Annotated in this window: 13 protein-coding genes and 1 pseudogene; 12 read left to right on the top strand and 2 right to left on the bottom strand. The window is 53.7% G+C overall.

Annotated features, from left to right (window positions below; all coding sequences use genetic code 11):
- Nucleotides 1–40 precede the first annotated feature (40 nt).
- From ACFZPT_RS00725 to ACFZPT_RS00775, 11 genes and pseudogenes are all read left to right on the top strand, one after another.
- Complete coding sequence (locus ACFZPT_RS00725; RefSeq protein WP_019816984.1) at nt 41–727, top strand: heavy metal response regulator transcription factor; 687 nt, start codon at nt 41–43, stop codon at nt 725–727.
- Nucleotides 727–2,115 (top strand): heavy metal sensor histidine kinase, encoded by a 1,389-nt coding sequence (locus ACFZPT_RS00730; protein WP_024014910.1) that lies wholly within the window; start codon nt 727–729, stop codon nt 2,113–2,115. The genes ACFZPT_RS00725 and ACFZPT_RS00730 overlap by 1 nt, the downstream gene beginning before the upstream one ends.
- Nucleotides 2,116–2,475: 360 nt before the next feature.
- Entirely contained in the window at nt 2,476–2,859 is a 384-nt protein-coding gene (copC, locus tag ACFZPT_RS00735) for a copper homeostasis periplasmic binding protein CopC (RefSeq protein WP_024014909.1), read from the top strand.
- A gap of 3 nt (nt 2,860–2,862) precedes the next feature.
- The gene (gene copD, locus ACFZPT_RS00740; RefSeq protein WP_024014908.1) at nt 2,863–3,801 is read left to right on the top strand and encodes a copper homeostasis membrane protein CopD; all 939 of its coding nucleotides are present in this window, start codon (nt 2,863–2,865) and stop codon (nt 3,799–3,801) included.
- A 73-nt stretch (nt 3,802–3,874) separates the two neighbouring features.
- Nucleotides 3,875–4,216, top strand: coding sequence for a hypothetical protein (locus ACFZPT_RS00745; RefSeq protein WP_080377434.1), 342 nt, complete (start codon nt 3,875–3,877; stop codon nt 4,214–4,216).
- A 100-nt stretch (nt 4,217–4,316) separates the two neighbouring features.
- Nucleotides 4,317–5,573, top strand: a complete 1,257-nt coding sequence (locus ACFZPT_RS00750; RefSeq protein WP_024014906.1) for a TolC family protein — start codon at nt 4,317–4,319, stop codon at nt 5,571–5,573.
- Complete coding sequence (locus ACFZPT_RS00755; protein WP_039593196.1) at nt 5,570–7,054, top strand: efflux RND transporter periplasmic adaptor subunit; 1,485 nt, start codon at nt 5,570–5,572, stop codon at nt 7,052–7,054. The genes ACFZPT_RS00750 and ACFZPT_RS00755 overlap by 4 nt, the downstream gene beginning before the upstream one ends.
- Entirely contained in the window at nt 7,051–10,194 is a 3,144-nt protein-coding gene (locus ACFZPT_RS00760; protein ID WP_379554933.1) for an efflux RND transporter permease subunit, read from the top strand. The genes ACFZPT_RS00755 and ACFZPT_RS00760 overlap by 4 nt, the downstream gene beginning before the upstream one ends.
- Nucleotides 10,195–10,693: 499 nt before the next feature.
- The gene (locus tag ACFZPT_RS00765; protein ID WP_230383560.1) at nt 10,694–10,879 is read left to right on the top strand and encodes an HNH endonuclease signature motif containing protein; all 186 of its coding nucleotides are present in this window, start codon (nt 10,694–10,696) and stop codon (nt 10,877–10,879) included.
- A gap of 8 nt (nt 10,880–10,887) precedes the next feature.
- Nucleotides 10,888–11,217, top strand: a pseudogene (locus ACFZPT_RS00770) (DUF3703 domain-containing protein).
- A gap of 55 nt (nt 11,218–11,272) precedes the next feature.
- Complete coding sequence (locus tag ACFZPT_RS00775) at nt 11,273–12,184, top strand: cation diffusion facilitator family transporter (RefSeq protein ID WP_024014903.1); 912 nt, start codon at nt 11,273–11,275, stop codon at nt 12,182–12,184.
- Nucleotides 12,185–12,310: 126 nt separating this feature from the next.
- On the opposite strand, the gene ACFZPT_RS00780 is transcribed toward ACFZPT_RS00775, so the two are convergent.
- Complete coding sequence (locus ACFZPT_RS00780; protein ID WP_024014902.1) at nt 12,311–13,747, bottom strand: heavy metal sensor histidine kinase; 1,437 nt, start codon at nt 13,745–13,747, stop codon at nt 12,311–12,313.
- Nucleotides 13,744–14,418 (bottom strand): heavy metal response regulator transcription factor, encoded by a 675-nt coding sequence (locus ACFZPT_RS00785; RefSeq protein ID WP_039593197.1) that lies wholly within the window; start codon nt 14,416–14,418, stop codon nt 13,744–13,746. The genes ACFZPT_RS00780 and ACFZPT_RS00785 overlap by 4 nt, the downstream gene beginning before the upstream one ends.
- Nucleotides 14,419–14,971: 553 nt before the next feature.
- Between ACFZPT_RS00785 and ACFZPT_RS00790 the strand changes: the two genes are divergently transcribed.
- The gene (locus tag ACFZPT_RS00790) at nt 14,972–16,180 is read left to right on the top strand and encodes a TolC family protein (protein ID WP_024014899.1); all 1,209 of its coding nucleotides are present in this window, start codon (nt 14,972–14,974) and stop codon (nt 16,178–16,180) included.
- Nucleotides 16,181–16,228: the final 48 nt, after the last annotated feature.

The raw sequence follows: 16,228 nt of genomic DNA on the forward strand, positions 1-16,228 counted from the left end.
CGTTGCAGACTCCGCTTAACCTTTATCTGAGAACGACCTCATGAGACTTCTTGTCGCTGAAGACGAACCAAAAATAGGTATCTATTTGCAGCAAGGGCTCAACGAGGCCGGGTTCAATGTCGACCGTTTCACGAATGGAAAAGAGGCGCTTCAGCACGCTTTGAGCGAAGCCTATGATCTGCTGATTCTCGACGTCATGATGCCGGGTTTGGATGGCTGGGAAGTCCTGCAGAAGGTGCGCGCTTCCGGGAAAGACGTCCCGGTGCTTTTTCTCACCGCCAGAGACCGCGTTGAAGACCGAGTGAAGGGACTTGAACTCGGTGCGGATGACTATCTGATCAAACCCTTCGCGTTTTCTGAATTGCTTGCTCGAGTCAGAACGCTGCTGCGTCGCGGTAGCAGCGCACCTTCGCAAACCTTTATGAAACTGGCTGACCTTGAAGTGGACCTGCTCAAGCGTCGAGCCATCCGAGGAGGCAAACGCATAGACCTTACGGCCAAAGAGTTCGCGTTGCTTGAGCTTCTGCTGCGTCGTCGAGGGGAGGTGCTGCCAAAGTCTCTTATCGCCTCCCAGGTTTGGGATATGAACTTCGACAGCGATACCAACGTTATCGAGGTTGCAGTGAGACGGCTCAGGGCCAAGATAGACGACGATTTTGAGGTCAAGTTGATTCATACCTCAAGGGGAATGGGTTACATGCTCGATGCACCAGATTCGGAGTCGTGATGAACCGGATGTCCCTGACGACTCGTATGAGTCTGATGTTTATGCTCGCGGTAACGGCCGTGCTCACGGTCGCCGGACTCAGTTTCAATAACCTCAGCCGGCATCATTTCAAGATGCTGGATCAGCAGGCATTGTACGAAAAACTCCACTCGACCCAGCGGATCTTGTCCGGGCTGAGCAACATCGATCAATTCAGCGAGGCTAAACCGGAGTTAGAAGCGCTGCTGGGCGCACACCGTGATTTGACTGCGCTTATCATCGATGGCGACGGCAAGGTGCTGTTTGCGGATCCCGGCCCGGTCGACGTTCCGAAGGCGTTTCGAACAACCACAAACACAACCGTCTGGGAATGGCGGGAGCAAGAGCAGATGTTCCGTGGTGTGACTGCGCAATCCGTAGTGACGGGACAAGAAAGGCCATTAACTGTCATGTTGATTTTTGACGTTACGCAGCATATGTCCTTTTTCGAGACGCTCGAACGATGGTTTTGGATAGGGTTGGTGATCAGCGCATTGGTCAGTGCTGCACTCGGCTGGATGGTAGCTAGCAGTGGCATGCGGCCTATCCGCCAGGTCACACGGGTTGCTGCCTCCATGTCAGCAAAATCACTCAAGGAGCGTATTCCCCTGGCACCCGTTCCGAAAGAGCTTCAACAGATGGTGTTGTCGTTCAACGCCATGTTATCCAGGCTCGACGATGCATTTGTCCGGTTATCCAACTTTTCGGCAGACATTGCCCACGAACTACGGACCCCCGTGAGCAACTTGATGACCCACACTGAAGTGGTGCTTTCGAGAAAAAGAAACATCGAGGACTACGAAGACAATTTGTACTCCAATCTTGATGACTTGAAGCGCATGAGCCGGATGATTGATGACATGCTTTTTCTGGCGAAATCTGACAATGGTCTAATTACGCACGAGAGCAAGCCAATAGACCTGGTGGCTGTAGTGGAAAAATTGCTTGAGTACTACCGCCTGTTGGCTGATGAACGAGGGATCGAGCTCAAGGTTTCAGGACGGGGGAGCGTGCGAGGTGATGTTCTTATGCTCCACCGAGCGATTTCCAATCTGCTCTCAAATGCGCTGCGCTACACCTATGAAGGGACGTCAATCAGTGTCGATATTCAGCACAAGGATGCGTCGGTAACGGTTGTCGTGGAAAACCATGGTGAGCCCATTGCCCCCGAACACCTTGAAAAGCTGTTTGATCGTTTTTATCGCGTGGACCCAGCGCGGCGAGAAGGAAGTCCAAGCAACGCAGGGCTAGGTCTGTCGATTACCCGATCAATTGTCGAAGCGCACGATGGCAAGATCTGGTGTACGTCAGGCGACGGGAAAACGGCTTTTCATCTTGAGTTTCCGGCCGTCGATTCGACGGTTAGCTGAGCGACAAAACATTTGGGACCAACGGCGTCTTGGCGTTGTGCGTTTAGCTACGCCTCTGCGGATTTTTCAGAGTGATTGAGCTCCCCGGTCCTGCGGTACGCCGTCTCTTTTCAGGCCTTGCTACGCTCAACGATTAGATGCCAAACATCGGATCAAGCTGACTGAAATGTAATCGAACAGTTTGTGATCGTGTGGCATCGTGTTCTCGCACTGTGACGTTAGGGCTAGCGAGTTTCTCCTGTTCAACCTGGCGAAGAGGACGGGGGCTCCGAGTTAATCAACAGTGGTTTTTAAAGAAATTAAAAACTAGTTCCTCCCAAAAAACCTCGAATCAACAGCGCTTGCTGTGAGGAGTCTTGCATGTCATTCCTTAAAACTACGTCCGTGGCCGTTGCAATCACTGCTGGTTTGCTTCTGAGTGCAGTGGCCCAGGCACATCCAAAACTTCTTTCTTCCACTCCGGCAGAAGGCTCGGATGCGGCGGCTCCGTCGAAAATCGAACTGCATTTTTCTGAGAATCTCACCACTCAGTTTTCCGGTGCAAAGCTGATCATGACCGACATGCCTGGCATGCCTAACTCCCCCATGGGTGTAAAGGCCGCTGTCGCTGCTGGTGGTGATCCGAAAACGATGGTGATTACGCCGGCTGCACCGCTGACCACCGGTACCTACAAAGTTGAATGGCGTGCAGTGTCTTCGGACACCCACCCGATCACCGGCAACTTTTCATTCAAAGTGAAATGATCCATGAGCGACTCATTAAATATCGTGGTTCGCTTTGCTCTCTATTTTGACCTGATGTTGTTATTTGGACTGGCCATATTCGGCTTGTACAGTCTCAGGGGAAAGGAAAGGGTATCGGGCACGGTCTTGAACTTTGAGTCGCTTCTTTACGGTACTTCTATTGCAGGTGTAGCTCTGTCCCTTGCTGCGATGTTGTTGCTTGCAAAAGCAATGAGCGGTGTATCGGAGCTTATGGAGCTACATCACCACATTTTTGAAATGGTCATCATGGGCACCGATGTTGGGTTGACCTGGATGGTTCGGATAGCCGCCTTGGTGGGGGCAATTCTGGGCGTCGCGTTGAATAAACGATATCCGACACCCAGCCTCTGGATCGTCACCGCCTGTGGAGCAATCGCGTTGGCCACGCTAGCCTGGACAGGGCATGGTGCCATGGACGAAGGCAGCCGCCGCTACTGGCATTTTCTCAGCGACATTTTCCATTTATTAGCGGCAGGTGGCTGGTTGGGTGCTCTAGCGGCCTTCGCTCTACTGCTGCGGTTGAAATCGCTGAAGGGTGAGGAGGAAGCACGTATTCTTGCCCGCGTGCTGACTGGCTTTGAGTCGGCCGGCGGTGTGATTGTTGCGATCATAAGCGTTACGGGAGTAGTAAATTACCTTTTCATCGTCGGTCCCAACCTTGATGAGGTCATGCTCAGTACCTATGGCCAGTTGCTGTTTTTGAAGATCCTGCTCTTTGCCGGGATGATCGTTTTAGCGACGCTGAACCGCTTTCACTTAAGCCCGCTATTGGAGCGCTCGGTTCGCAATGGTCAATACTCTGTAGCGGTCAATGCCTTGCGCCGCAGCATGAAATTCGAATTCCTGATGGCAATCCTCATCATCTGTCTTGTCGCATGGTTAGGCACGCTAAGTCCTGAAATGGAAATGAGCGCGCAATAGAGGTTTCTGGCAGCTAACCAAGAAGCCTAGAACGTGATTGTTAGCACCATTTCTACTGGCTACACTTCAGCCCATGACACGCTATCTACGGCTTTGCCTGATTTTCCTGATTAGCCTGGCGCTTCCCTTCAGCGGGATGGCGGGTGTTCAGGCGCCGACAGAGCCGTGCCCGATGCAAACCATGGGCATGGCGATGATGGACGGCATGGGCCAAGACTGCTGCCATGACATGAAAAGCCCAACCGAGCACGGTAAACCCTGTAAGCCGGGCCAGGAGTGCAAGACCGGCGGCATGCTGCAAGTCTCCATCATCAAGCCTCCGGTGACCCTGTCGAGCCCCCTCGCAGCGTCCATCTCCATAGATTCCCATCCTGTCCAAACTCCATCAGGGGTATGGCGACCTCCCCGCATTTGATTCCTGTACCACACTGAGCCTCATTCCGCGTCAGGCGGTATGGGATATCTGCGTGCATCTCTCATGAAGCACGCAGTGGATCATCACAGGAATCGTGAACATGAAATCCAAGTGCTATTGCACAGGGCGGCCCCTCGTGGCCATCTTGGCGGCAAGCGTATTGGCCACGCCGAGTTTCGCTGCTGCGTTGACACTCGATGATGCTTTGCAGCTGGCTGAAACCAATGCGCCGTCGCTGACTGCACAAGATGCAAAAATTCGTGCCGCCACTAGTGCAGCCATCCCAGCCGGGGAACTACCCGATCCCAAGTTGCTGGTAGGTATACAGAACTATCCCATTGGGGGGCCGGATCGCTGGAGCATCGATCAGGACTTCATGACCATGCAAATGGTCGGTGTCAGTCAGGAAATGCCGAACAGCGCCAAACGAAAAGCCCGAATCGAGGTTGCTGATGCAGCCATTGACCGCGCTGCCGCTGAGCGTCTGGTCGAACGTCTAAAGGTTCGTCAGGCCACGGCGCTGGCCTGGATCAGCAGCTATTCCGTTGAGCGTAAAGACGCGCTGTTCCAGGACTTCTATAGGGAAAACCGCCTGCTGGCCGATACCGTCCGCGCGCAGATTGCCGGTGGCCGCGCTCAACCTGCTGATGCCGTCACGCCCAAACAGGAGGCGGCACAACTGGAAGAGCAGCAGGACGATCTGATTCGCCAGAGATCGCAAGCCCGAGCAGCTTTGAAGAGCTGGATTGGACCAGCCGCAAACGATAAACCTGTGGGCAGCTTGCCTGAATGGCCTGTAGAAGCCTCTGGGTACTCTCACAACGTTCAACATCACCCAGAATTGGCAGCGTTTGCCCCAATGACCCGCGAAGCGCAGGCCAAGGTGCGCGAGGCCGAAGCGGAAAAGCGGTCTGATTGGAGCTGGGAAGTCGACTATCAGCATCGCGGCCGAGAGTTCGGCGACATGGTCAGCGTGCAGTTTTCATGGGATCTACCACTGTTTCCTGACTCGCGACAAAACCCAAAAATCGCAGCCAAGCATGCGGAACTCAATCAGCTTGAGGCTGAGCGTGAGGTCCTTTCACGCGAGCACACCCAGCAATTGGAGGATGACTTAGCGGACTATGAGCGCCTGAACCGCGCCGTTCATCGAGCCCAGACCAGCCTGCTCCCTTTGGCTAAGGAAAAGGTCGAGCTCACTATGGCCAGCTATCGCGCCGGCAAAGGCGATCTGAACTCCGTCGTGGCCGCTCGGCGCGAGCTTATCGAAGCCCGTCTCAAGCAGATTGATGTTGAAGAGCAGCGTGCTCTCACCAGCGCTCGCCTGTATTTCGCCTATGGGGAGTCCGCTCAATGATCTCTCGAACATGGAAAGGGGTTTTTGTTGTCAGCATCTCAATTGCTTTGGGAGTCGCCGGTGGTTACTGGTTGGCTCAACCGAGGGTGAGCGCAGTACCGGATGCAGCATCGGAGCCGAAGCCGGAGTCCTCAGTCGATCGCAAGGTTCTGTATTGGTACGACCCCATGTACCCACAACAGAAATTCGATAAGCCGGGTAAGTCGCCCTTCATGGACATGGAGATGGTCCCTCAGTACGCGGATAGCAAGGGGGACAGCGCCACTGTTCGCATTGATCCAAGCCTGACCCAGAATCTTGGTGTGCGACTGGCTACGGTCAATCGAGGTGTGTTTGCTTCGAGTCTGGACGTTGTAGGTGTATTGACCTTCAACGAGCGTGACGTCGCCGTCATCCAGGCCCGTACGGCGGGTTTCGTCGAGCGCGTGTATGCCCATGCTCCTGGCGATGTGATCAAAGCCAACGCCGCCTTGGCGGATATTCTTGTCCCGGAGTGGTCTGCGGCTCAGGAGGAGTTTCTCGCACTTAAGCGTAGCGGCGATGCGGGCTTGCTGGCAGCGGCTCGCCAGCGTTTGCGGCTTACCGGGATGCCGGCGGCATCGATTACTCAAGTAGAGCGCAGTGGCAAAGTCCAACCGAACCTGACCCTCACCAGCCCTATCAGTGGGGTGTTGCAAGAACTCGATGTGCGCGAAGGTATGACAGTGGCTGCCGGCCAAACACTGGCACGCGTGAATGGGTTGAGTAACGTCTGGCTGGCTCTGGCGGTCCCGGAGACTGAATTCGGGTCGATACAGCTGGGACAAGTGGCTGAGGCGCGTTTGCCCGCGTTCCCAGGCGTCGTGCTCAACGGCGTGGTAAGCGCGATTCTTCCAGAAACCAATCCCGATAGTCGCACCCTTCGCGTGCGCGTCGAATTGCCTAACCCGCAAGGCCGTCTCAGGCCGGGTATGACCGCACGCGTGAGCCTTAATCGCGCGACGGAGCAAAGTGTGCTGTGGGTGCCGAGCGAGGCGGTCATTCGCACCGGTCTACGTGCCCTGGTGATGCTCGCTGAAGACGCCGGTCGCTATCGTCCCGTGGAGGTGCAACTTGGGCAGGAAAGCGATGGCAAGACGGCGATATTGAAAGGGTTGGAAGAGGGCCAAAAAGTGGTTAGCTCTGGCCAGTTCCTGCTCGACTCAGAGGCCAGTCTTAAAGGCATCGTTGCCAAATCAGAGGAACCTTCACCCACCAGTGCAGCCGCCGCCGGTTTGCATGAAGCGGATGGGCAAATCGTTGAGATCAACGATAAAGAAGTCACTCTCGCTCACGGCCCTTTTAAGACGCTGGGCATGCCTGGCATGACGATGACGTTCCCGCTCGCCAATCCCGCTCTGATGCAGGGTCTTAAAACGGGCGACAAGGTCCGGATAGGTGTGAATCAGACCGACGACGGCTTGCGTGTTGAGCGTCTGGACAAATCAGGGGGCCAGCCATGATTGCAGCCCTGATTCGTTGGTCCGTAACCAACCGATTCCTGGTGCTACTGGCGACGCTGTTTATCACGGCGTGGGGCATTTGGTCGGTGCAGAGCACGCCCATTGATGCGCTACCAGACTTGTCCGATGTGCAGGTGATCATCCGCACCCCGTATCCTGGACAAGCACCCCAGATTGTCGAGAACCAGGTCACCTATCCGTTGGCCACCACCATGCTCTCAGTACCAGGTGCCAAGACGGTGCGTGGTTATTCCTTTTTCGGTGACAGCTTTGTCTATGTGCTGTTCGAAGACGGCACTGACTTGTACTGGGCTCGCTCGCGGGTGTTGGAGTACTTGAGCCAAGTACAAAGCCGCTTGCCGGCCAGCGCCAAGCCAGCGTTGGGGCCAGATGCGACAGGCGTAGGATGGATCTTCCAGTACGCGCTGGTGGATCGCACTGGCGGGCATGATCTGGCGCAGCTACGCGCACTTCAGGACTGGTTCCTCAAGTTTGAACTCAAGACCCTGCCCAATGTGGCGGAAGTGGCCACTGTGGGCGGCATGGTCAAGCAGTACCAAGTGCAGCTTGATCCGCTCAAACTGGCCAGTCTTGGTATTACGCAGGCCGAGGTGACCGAAGCGATCGGCAAGGCCAATCAGGAAACGGGTGGCGCGGTGCTGGAGATGGCAGAGACCGAGTTCATCGTGCGTGCATCCGGCTACCTGAAGACGCTCAATGATTTTCGGGCGATCCCCCTCAAGCTGGGATCGGGCGGTGTGCCGGTGAACTTGGGCGATGTCGCCACGATCCAGTTGGGGCCGGAGATGCGCCGTGGCATCACCGAACTCGACGGCGAAGGCGAGACGGTTGGCGGCGTGGTGATTTTGCGCAGCGGTAAGAATGCTCGCGAGACCATTGCGGCGGTCAAGACCAAACTCGACGAGTTGAAAAGCAGCCTTCCGGCCGGAGTGGAAATTGTCACCACCTACGACCGTGGGAAACTGATTGACCGCGCTGTTGAAAACCTCAGCCACAAGCTCATCGAAGAGTTCATCGTTGTCGCATTGGTTTGCGGGATCTTTCTTTGGCACCTGCGCTCCTCTCTGGTGGCTATTATTTCCCTGCCGGTCGGTGTACTGATGGCCTTTATTGTCATGCGCTACCAAGGGCTCAACGCCAACATCATGTCCCTGGGTGGGATAGCCATCGCCATCGGCGCCATGGTCGATGCTGCTGTGGTGATGATCGAAAACGCACACAAGAAAGTTGAGGCATGGCACGTGGCCAATCCAGGTGAGGAACTGAATGGTGAACGTCATTGGCAGGTAATGACCGAAGCGGCGACTGAAGTTGGACCAGCCCTATTCTTCTGTTTGTTGATCATCACTCTTTCGTTCATTCCGGTGTTCACCCTGCAAGCGCAAGAGGGTCGGCTGTTCGGCCCGCTGGCTTTCACCAAGACCTACGCCATGGCTGCAGCAGCGGGATTGTCAGTGACCTTGGTGCCGGTTTTGATGGGCTACTGGATTCGGGGACGGATTCCTAATGAAAAAAACAACCCGCTGAGCCGCTGGCTCATCCGGATCTACCAGCCGGCTCTGGATGCAGTGCTGCGGCGACCGAGGATCACGCTGCTTGTGGCGGCGTTGGTGTTTTTTAGTGCGCTATGGCCAATGTCGCGCTTGGGGGGCGAGTTTCTTCCGCCTTTGAATGAGGGCGACCTGCTCTATATGCCTTCGGCGCTGCCCGGATTGTCCGCACAGAAAGCGGCGCAACTGCTGCAACAGACCGACCGCCTGATCAAGACCGTGCCAGAGGTCGAACATGTCTTCGGTAAAGCGGGACGTGCCGAAACTGCCACCGACCCGGCGCCGCTGGAGATGTTCGAAACCACCATCCAGTTCAAGCCACAGGAGCAATGGCGACCAGGCATGACTCCGGAAAAACTGGTGGAGGAGCTGGACCGAGTGGTGCGAGTTCCTGGGCTGACGAATATCTGGATACCACCGATTCGCAACCGAATAGACATGCTGGCTACGGGGATCAAAAGTCCTATTGGTGTAAAGATTGCCGGCACCAACCTGACGGAAATCGATTCGGCGACTCAGGCGGTCGAGCGAGTGGCCAAGGGCTTAGCCGGTGTCAGTTCGGCTCTGGCCGAGCGATTAACCGGTGGACGTTACATCGACGTGGATATCGACCGACAAGCCGCCGCCCGATACGGACTGAATATCGCCGATGTGCAGTCGATCGTGGCCGGCGCTATCGGCGGGGAAAATGTCGGTGAAACCATTGAAGGGCTTGCACGCTTCCCAATCAACGTCCGTTACCCTCGGGAGTGGCGGGATTCGCTTAGCGCTTTGGAGCAGTTGCCAATCTACACCCCGCTAGGCAGCCAGATCACCCTTGGCACAGTGGCGAAGATCAAGGTCAACGACGGGCCGCCGATGCTCAAAAGTGAAAACGCACGGCCTTCAGGCTGGGTGTACATCGACGTGCGTGGCCGGGACATTGCATCGGTAGTCGCCGATCTACGTCGGCTCGTCAGCGAGCAGGTCAAGTTGCAGCCCGGCATGAGCCTGAGCTACTCAGGTCAGTTCGAGTTTCTTGAGAGGGCAAATGCACGACTAAAACTGGTGGTCCCCGCCACGCTGCTGATCATCTTCGTCCTGCTTTACCTGACATTTGCACGCTTTGATGAGGCTTTGCTGATTATGGCCACGCTGCCATTCGCTCTCACGGGCGGAGCATGGTTTCTCTATCTGTTGGGATTCAACCTGTCGGTTGCCACCGGGGTCGGCTTTATCGCCCTGGCTGGAGTTTCTGCCGAATTTGGCGTGATCATGCTGCTCTACCTGAAAAATGCCTGGGCCGAGCGTCAAGAGCTCGGTGACAACACAGAACGCGGGTTGATGGCCGCGATTCGTGAAGGCGCTGTGCAGCGCGTTCGCCCCAAGGCCATGACCGTTGCGGTGGTTATCGCTGGTTTGTTACCAATACTTTTAGGAGGTGGTGCCGGCAGCGAGGTGATGAGCCGCATTGCCGCCCCGATGATTGGCGGTATGGTCACGGCGCCGTTGCTGTCGCTGTTCGTCATTCCGGCGGCCTATCACCTCATGCGCCGTCGACGCCTATCCGCTGAGCCTGGCAGGCACTAACGCGGAAAAAATGTGCAAAAGGGGCTGCGCTTGCAGCCTCGTTTGAGTTGCACATCTCGTTGTCATCAGTTCTACGCGCGGTATGTATCGAAATTAGCGAGTTTATGTATTTTGCATAAACTCGCTAATTTCGATACATACGCTGTGGTCAGTGCCATTCCCCACCAGCACTTGCTAGAAAAACGCCCGCTTCCATCACTGCGTTTCGATGAGCCAAAAAAAGCACCCTGCTCAAAGCCGACTTAGCATTCGTCACCCTGATATCTCTCTTGAAATTGAGGCAAATGACCTTAATATGATCTTATCTTGCCGTCATCGTTTTCGATCATGGATGTTTCTCGGGGGGTAGGTCGGAATGGCAGAACAAGAAGACGCAAAGCCTGCGAGTGGGCGCTTTAATACGAATGATGAGACGAAGCGGATCGTATGGACACAGACCGCTGGTCATTGTGAACTGTGCGGCGCAGATCTAACGTTCGACTATCGTGCCGGCAAGCCAATGAAATGGGGCGAAGTGGCGCATATCCTACCCGCCAGTCCCAAGGGGCCTCGGGGACGTGCGGATCATGATGCTGAGGCGCACACAAACGATACTGCCAACCTGATGCTCCTCTGCCCAGGCTGTCATGACAGAATTGATCGTGACGCAGATGGTTACCCTGAAAATAGTTGGAGCCCAAGCTGAAAGAGATTTTGCATAGGGCAATTCTTGAGGGCTTCGACGAAGCTCGGGTGGCGATTCTGTCCCGAGATTATGGGCGCGCTTACTATTGGCTTGAACGTACCCACATCCTCTCACAACGCCGCACTTTGCTACGTGCAAAGTCACACGTCTTGATGCTGTACGTGGGCGTCAAGACACATGATCCTCGGGAGATCCTGGGACAAATAACACGAGTTATCGCTGCACTGCTATTTTCTAAAGTATGAGTGCCTTCGGGGAATGCTGGTCGTGCCCGGGTCAGTTCTTTTCAGGTGATGCCTCTTTCTCAAGAGCTGGAAACTCTTCTGAATGAAGATTGATCCTCATGCGCGGTCTGAGTCGTTGTCGCATCCGCTTACACCCATGGAGAGACATATGAGCGCTGGTCATAGTCACGGTCAAGCACGTGCAGGACATGAGAAAAAACTGTGGATCGCTCTAGCGTTAACGACGAGTTTTATGATTTCAGAGGTCATTGGGGCTTTCATTACCGGCAGCTTGGCGTTGTTATCGGACGCAGCTCATATGCTGACCGATTCCACTGCATTAGCTATTTCATTGGTCGCTATTCAGATCGCCAAGCGCGCTGCGGATAAAAAAAGGACATTCGGATATGCACGATTTGAGATTCTCGCAGCTGCTTTCAACGCGATTCTGTTGTTCATGGTGGCGGTGTACATCCTATACGAGGCCTACCAGCGGTTTAAAACTCCGACAGAAATAGAATCGATAGGCATGCTGATCGTGGCAGTGATTGGGCTAGTTGTGAACCTTGTCTCAATGCGCTTGCTGATGTCTGCCAGTGACGAAAGTCTTAACGTCAAAGGTGCTTATCTGGAGGTTTGGAGTGACATGCTAGGCTCCATAGGCGTGATAGGAGCCGCATTGATCATTCGCTTTACCGGATGGATTTGGGTTGACGCGATCGTTGCCGCAGCTATTGGGTTATGGGTCCTTCCCAGAACTTGGATCTTGCTTAAAGAAAGCATGAATATCCTGTTGCAAGGGGTTCCAGAGGGCATCGATATCGCTGAAGTGGAGCTAAGAATAAGGGCGGTTGAAGGCGTTGAAGATATTCATGATTTGCATATCTGGGCTTTGACCAGCGGCAAGAATGTCATGAGTGCACACCTTGTCGTCCAACGTTTCTCCCGCACCGAGCAGGAAATATTAGCTGAAGTAACGCACCTTATGAGCGAAGCGTTCCATATTAGCCATACGACGCTTCAATTAGAGGATTCGCGATTTCATGAAGGGCTCGAAGAAAGCGAAGGTATGCAGCACTAGTAAGATACGTCGCGAACAGCCCATGTCAATGGTAGGGCACGTAAGGGGAAGCCCCCTACACCACCAGAGTATTTCTAGAGGTATGGGGGGATTTGAGTGCGGATTATGCAAGCTTGATATTGAAACTCACCCCTGAACCCGTCTTGCCTGCTGCCAGGAAGTTTGTCCCTCGAGGTTTGGAAAGTTCAGCCTGAAAACAGTAATGCTACCAGGCATGCTCTGAACCTCCGCTGTTCCCTGATGAAGACTCATGATCGATCTGACAATCGCCAAGCCAAGACCAGTCCCACCTTCCGCACGGGAGCGACTGGTGTCGACTCTATAAAAACGGTCGAACAAGTGCGTCAGATGCTGAGGTTCGATTCCTGCGCCTGGATTGCCTACAAGTAGCGAGACTCGTTCGGCATGGCTTTCGATAACAATTGAAATAGATTGGCCGGCCGGGCAGTGGCGTATAGCGTTCGACAGCAGATTCGATATTGCTCGCTGAATCATCAGCCTGTCGCCAATGGTCTTGCCGTTTCCGGCGACGCTTAGGCTGATGCGCTTTTCTTCCGCCGACAGCGAAAACAGATCGACGACCTTCAATGCTTCATCTTCTAACGTAATTGTCTCGAACGGGACGAGCGCCGCTGGATGACTGACTTGAGCGAGGAAGAGCATATCCGAGACGATCCGGGTGACTCGGCCCAACTCTTCGGTGCAAGACTCCAACACCGCTTTGTACTCTTCTGCAGGTCGCTCCCGAGATAGTGTCACTTGTGCCTTCCCCATCAAATTGGTGATTGGGGAACGTAATTCGTGGGCCAAGTCATCGGAAAACTGCGACAGCTGCTGAATACCACTGTCGAGTCGGTGGAGCATGAAATTGATACCATGGGCCAGTTCACTCAGTTCCTGAGGCATTTTGACCACTGAAAGACGATGACTGAGATCTTGGGCCGAGATCATGGCGGCGACCTTTCGAAATTCTCTGAGGGGAGAGAGCCCTCGTTGCACCACAGCCCAAGCGCTAATTCCAATGAGTATCAGTAAAAGCGGTAGAGCAATGATCGTCGATCGAAGATACGCGCTGAGCAATGCTTCATCGTTCGCACTATCCATGGACAGCAAAACGGCGACATTTTTACCATTCTTCAATCGGATGAGTTTGTATGCGGTGAGGAAGTGTCGACCCTCACTATCGGAATTTGAAGAATATGAGAGATTGTCGATGGCGGCATTAGCAGCTTTCAATTCGATTCGTGGATCCGATAAACCAGTTCCGAATTTTAGTACTGGCGTCCTGAGGTTTGTCAGGTCATAAATGGACAAATTTAGATTGTCGTGCCCCATGACTTGATCCAGCAAGGAGTGCGGTTTCGAGTTCACCTCCGCCATATCCTCGTAAAATGAGAGGCTGTGTTCCACCTGCTCCATTTTCTTTTCCAGACTATGTTTCGCCAATTTATCCAGCTCATGCGTAAGCGCGAAAAAGGCCAATATAGCCAGAAACACCACTAACAAGGCCCCCAAGATACTCACCGTCAAACCTAGTCGCATTGACAGGCTCGCCGGCTTCATTCGCGTGCCTCCAATACATAACCAACCCCGCGAAGGGTGTGGATCAATTTGTTATCAAAGGGATCGTCAATTTTGGCCCTCAATCTACGGATTGAAACCTCTACAACGTTGGTGTCGCAGTCAAAATTCATATCCCACACTAAGGAGATGATTTGGGTTCGTGAGAGTACCTCTCCAGTCTGACGCATCAGTAGATGCAGAAGCGCGAACTCCTTGGTCGTCAAATCTATACGCTGCGCGCCACGAAAGGCACGGTGGCGCCCTTGATCGAGCTCCAGATCGGCTACTTTGAGTACCTGCGGTACAGGAATGTGTTCACTTCGACGCATAAGGGTTCGTACTCGGGCAAGCAGCTCTGGGAACTCAAACGGTTTAACCAGATAGTCATCAGCACCCAGATCGAGCCCGCGAATTTTGTCCGCAAGCCGTCCCCGGGCCGTCAACATCATCACCCTGGTATTGCTGCTTTGGCGCAGATGTTCAAGAACACCCCAGCCATCAAGTTCTGGAAGATTAACGTCGAGTATCACCAAATCATAGACATGTTGACGTGCAAGATGAAGTCCATCTGCTCCGGTTACCGCACGGTCGACTATATAGCCACTTTCTGTCAGCCCTTGATGCAAGTATTCGGCAGTTTTAGGCTCGTCCTCAATTACAAGGATTCGCATGATATTTCGCCCTCTTCAATAGGAAGTCAGTTGGGTCAGAAGTGTTATTGTTTTATTTTCTGAGAAGAATTATATAATTCGAAACCATTTAATTTTTTGCGCTTACCGATATCCGGCATTAGATATTAAATAATGATCTTAAAGCCTGTAGCCGCTACAGGGTCAAGCTTAAACCCCCGGTCTTGAGCCATCACAGCGACTCCTTGCGACAACGTGTCGCACTTTGACCGTTGAATCGAACACTGGGCAAGCGCCACACATGGTTAACCAAAATCGACAAGTGCTGTTCGGCAGATACCAGGTTGGTATTTGTTTCGGCATATTGCTGCCCCCACGTTCGAATCTTTCATTCCTCCTATGCTAGTGCAAAAAAAATAGCTGCATCGTTGGATAACGTATTTGTAATTTTTCAGTCACCTTGCTGATAAGTGCAAAACTTTACATTTACGTATAGAGAATAGGCGTTGAAGGAACTATGAAATTGCGTCCGCATAGAAAGTTAACTGCACCCTTGAACATACAAAAGTCCTTACTAGTTGTAGGCTTGAGTTGTATGTTCTTAATGGCAGACACCAGTTTTGCCGCAGTTTCGTCTTCTCAGACGCTGACCATGGATCAGGCACTGGAATCGGCCTTTGCTAACAATCCCGATTTGGCGGCAGCACAATGGGAAATTGGTATCAGCCAAGGAGATCGAAAACAAGCGGGTTTGATTCCCAACCCCGAGCTTTCTTGGGAAGCTGAAGATACCCGACGGAGCTCGCGCACTACGACGGTAATGATCAACCAACCGATTGAGCTTGGCGGCAAGCGCGGAGCTAGGATAGACGTTGCCAGTCGAGCCCAAGACGCGGCTAGTATTGAATTGGAGCGTAAACGCAATATTCTACGTGCAGAAGTCATCCAGGCCTTTTCTAGCGCCTCGACGGCCCAGCAGAGATTGCTCTTATCGCGTCAATCCCTTGTGCTTGCCGAGCGCGGTGTTCGTGTTGCTCAAGGACGGATTAATAGTGGTAAATCATCCCCCATCGAAGGTACACGAGCAGAGGTACAGTTATCTGAAGTGCGCCTAGAACTGCGGCGTGCTGAGCGCGACGAAGCAAATGCCTATCAGCAGCTTGCGCGCGTAATGGGCGCACCGTTGCCTTCGTTTAAATCCGTCGGTGAGTCAGACCGGCCAATGCCCAACGTTCCGGAACCGTCACTGCTGCTCAACCGCATCGGTGAAACTGCCGAATTACGATTGGCAAAACTACAAATTGATCAGCGTGAAGCTTCTCTTGATCTGGAGAAGTCTCAGCGTGTTCCAGATCTCACCGTAAGTGTGGGCAGTCAATACGATGAACGAGAACGCGAGCGTGTGAACGTTGTGGGGCTGTCGATGCCCATTCCGTTGTTCAATCGTAATCAAGGCAATGTACTGGCAGCAGCCCGCCGAGCCGATCAGGCCCGCGACCTTCGCAATTCAAGCGAGTTACGCCTGCGTACAGAAATTCAGATCGCTCTGGATCAGTGGATGACGGCGAACACCGAAGTTACCTCTTTCAATCAAACCATCCTGCCTGCCGCCCAAAATGCCGTCGACACCGCGACCCGAGGTTTCGAAATGGGCAAGTTCAACTTCCTGGATGTGCTCGATGCACAGCGCACGTTGATCAGCGCACGTAACCAATACATCCAGGCCATTGCAGAGGCAACAGACGCCTGGGTGCGCATTGAGCGAGTTTTCGGTGATGTCACTCAATTAACTCGTTCCCAGTGAATTTCATATAACGCTTTTGTACCGCTGCTCAGCACTGCATTGTCACGC

Origin of the sequence: Pseudomonas sp. MD330_10 (assembly GCF_042610415.1) — a bacterium.
Taxonomy (GTDB): Bacteria; Pseudomonadota; Gammaproteobacteria; order Pseudomonadales; family Pseudomonadaceae; genus Aquipseudomonas; species Aquipseudomonas rhodesiae.

Excerpts from the sequence above, each read along its gene's own strand:
- ACFZPT_RS00725 (WP_019816984.1), top strand. The coding sequence starts at position 41 with ATGAGACTTCTTGTCGCTGAAGACGAACCAAAAATAGGTATCTATTTG.
- ACFZPT_RS00730 (WP_024014910.1), top strand. The coding sequence starts at position 727 with ATGAACCGGATGTCCCTGACGACTCGTATGAGTCTGATGTTTATGCTC.
- copC (WP_024014909.1), top strand. The coding sequence starts at position 2,476 with ATGTCATTCCTTAAAACTACGTCCGTGGCCGTTGCAATCACTGCTGGT.
- copD (WP_024014908.1), top strand. The coding sequence starts at position 2,863 with ATGAGCGACTCATTAAATATCGTGGTTCGCTTTGCTCTCTATTTTGAC.
- ACFZPT_RS00745 (WP_080377434.1), top strand. The coding sequence starts at position 3,875 with ATGACACGCTATCTACGGCTTTGCCTGATTTTCCTGATTAGCCTGGCG.
- ACFZPT_RS00750 (WP_024014906.1), top strand. The coding sequence starts at position 4,317 with ATGAAATCCAAGTGCTATTGCACAGGGCGGCCCCTCGTGGCCATCTTG.
- ACFZPT_RS00755 (WP_039593196.1), top strand. The coding sequence starts at position 5,570 with ATGATCTCTCGAACATGGAAAGGGGTTTTTGTTGTCAGCATCTCAATT.
- ACFZPT_RS00760 (WP_379554933.1), top strand. The coding sequence starts at position 7,051 with ATGATTGCAGCCCTGATTCGTTGGTCCGTAACCAACCGATTCCTGGTG.
- ACFZPT_RS00765 (WP_230383560.1), top strand. The coding sequence starts at position 10,694 with ATGAAATGGGGCGAAGTGGCGCATATCCTACCCGCCAGTCCCAAGGGG.
- ACFZPT_RS00775 (WP_024014903.1), top strand. The coding sequence starts at position 11,273 with ATGAGCGCTGGTCATAGTCACGGTCAAGCACGTGCAGGACATGAGAAA.
- ACFZPT_RS00780 (WP_024014902.1), bottom strand. The coding sequence starts at position 13,747 with ATGAAGCCGGCGAGCCTGTCAATGCGACTAGGTTTGACGGTGAGTATC.
- ACFZPT_RS00785 (WP_039593197.1), bottom strand. The coding sequence starts at position 14,418 with ATGCGAATCCTTGTAATTGAGGACGAGCCTAAAACTGCCGAATACTTG.
- ACFZPT_RS00790 (WP_024014899.1), top strand. The coding sequence starts at position 14,972 with ATGTTCTTAATGGCAGACACCAGTTTTGCCGCAGTTTCGTCTTCTCAG.